Source organism: Zooshikella harenae, assembly GCF_018837975.1.
GTDB classification, from domain to species: Bacteria; Pseudomonadota; Gammaproteobacteria; order Pseudomonadales; family Zooshikellaceae; genus Zooshikella; species Zooshikella harenae.
Genome location: NZ_JAGSOY010000221.1, coordinates 1 through 1,805, shown reverse-complemented (window position 1 = coordinate 1,805; position 1,805 = coordinate 1). Strand labels below are relative to the sequence as shown.

At 42.4% G+C, this 1,805-nt stretch carries 3 protein-coding genes; 2 read left to right on the top strand and 1 reads right to left on the bottom strand.

All coding sequences use genetic code 11. The features are described 5' to 3' along the window. Positions 1-48: 48 nt before the first annotated feature. Entirely contained in the window at positions 49-1,275 is a 1,227-nt protein-coding gene (locus KCG35_RS25080) for a terminase gpA endonuclease subunit (protein ID WP_230409363.1), read from the top strand. Next, on the top strand, positions 1,272-1,445 hold the full coding sequence (gene gpW / locus KCG35_RS25075; RefSeq protein ID WP_215822582.1) for a gpW family head-tail joining protein: 174 nt from the start codon (positions 1,272-1,274) through the stop codon (positions 1,443-1,445). The genes KCG35_RS25080 and gpW overlap by 4 nt, the downstream gene beginning before the upstream one ends. A gap of 142 nt (positions 1,446-1,587) precedes the next feature. Here the strand turns inward: gpW and KCG35_RS25070 are convergent. Continuing rightward, the coding region (locus KCG35_RS25070; RefSeq protein WP_215822581.1) for a hypothetical protein at positions 1,588-1,805 on the bottom strand (218 nt) is incomplete at its 5' end.

Genomic DNA, 1,805 nt, shown 5'->3' with positions numbered 1-1,805 from the left:
CATTGGGATAAACATGCCGATCCGGTGAAAGCTTCAGAAAGTGTTTACATGTTGTGTACCCAGTGCCGTGGCCGCATTGAGCCGACACAAAAAGCTGACTTAAATCGCCAGTGCCGCTGGTTGGGAGAAGGTCAAGGTATTACGCCGGACGGTGAAATCACCGGGGAAAAACGACAATCGTTGTACGCCAGTTTTTGGATGGAAGGCCCAGCAGCCGGTTATCAAAACTGGCAAGGTTTGGTGTACAACTATATTCTCGCGGAACAGCACTATGAAAAGACCGGCAACCAGGAGAAATTACAAAGTACTATTAACTTGGATATTGGCCGAGCATATTTACCGATTACCAGTACCACTAACCGCACGGCTAAATCCTTAAAAGCACGGGCCGAACCTTTTATTAAACGCACCATTCCTAACGGTGTGCGCTTTTTAACGGCGGCGATTGATGTTCAAGGTGGTGTGAAACGTCGCTTTGTCGTGCAAGTCCAGGGCTGGGGTAAACATCTGGAAAGCTGGATCATTGATCGGTTTAATCTGCGTTATTCGCCGTTTCGCGTGAACGAGGAAACGGGGGAAGTATTAGCGATTCATCCCGGTGCGTATGCTGAAGACTGGGATGTGATTATTGATAAAGTCCTGCATAAGCACTACGTATTGAATGACGGCTCTGGCCGAGTAATGGGCATTCAATTGGTCGCCTGTGATTCGGGTGGAGAGGAAGGTGTAACCGATAATGCCTACCAGTTTTATCGGCGTGTTAAAAAGTTAGGCTTACGTCATCGCTTTATGTTGATTAAAGGTGATTACCATACCCAACATACTAAAATGCGGGAAACCTACCCCAATAACCAAAATAACAGCCACAGCAAAGCACGTATTTATGGGGATATTCCTCTGCAATTATTAAATTCCAATGCCTTTAAAGACGTGGTGAATAATTCATTGGAACGTGATATTCCCGGCCCGAATTATATTCACTTCCCAGATTGGTTACCGCTGAGCTTTTATGAAGAACTCACCGCTGAAACACGTACGGCTGACGGTAAATGGGAAGAGCTCGGTGGGCCTAATGAGTCCTGGGATTTATGTGCCTATAACCGTGCCTGTATCCACAAATTAAAAGCAGACACCATTAATTGGGATGATCCACCAAGCTGGGCACAGCCTTGGGATACCAATAGCCGGGTGTATACCTTAAATGCCGACAATGAACCCGACATTAAACCCAAATCCACGTTAGATCTTTCTGCCTTAGGACACGCCCTCGGATGAATACCGAACAACGTTTATTTGAAGCACGACAGGCTTTGCATAAATTACGGACCGGTGATTTACGGGCCTCGATCCGTGATGCGGATGGTGCGATGGTAACCTATCATAAGCCCGAGGATTTAGAGCGTTATATTTATCAGCTTGAAGCAGAAATAAACCAATCCAAATAACGGCGAGCGTTTAAGTTTATTTTATGATATTTAATAATTGTATTATTTTGTATTAGTATTTAATGGGAACGTGATCTTTATGATAAGTATGAACAGTCAAGGTGGCTTTTTTATGGTAAATAATAGGGTATAACTTGAAAAATTATTCATAATTATTTAAACATTGGCTTAGGAGGTAATCCCAACAGCCTCCATTCTCTGTACATGTATCAATTTGTAATTCATTAGCGTTATAATCAAACACCCAATAAATAAAACCCGATGCTGTTAACATAGTTAATAAAATTACACTTAATAAAACACTACAAATTATTAATAATGTTTTTTTCTTATTTGCACCCACGATCAAATTAACCCTTT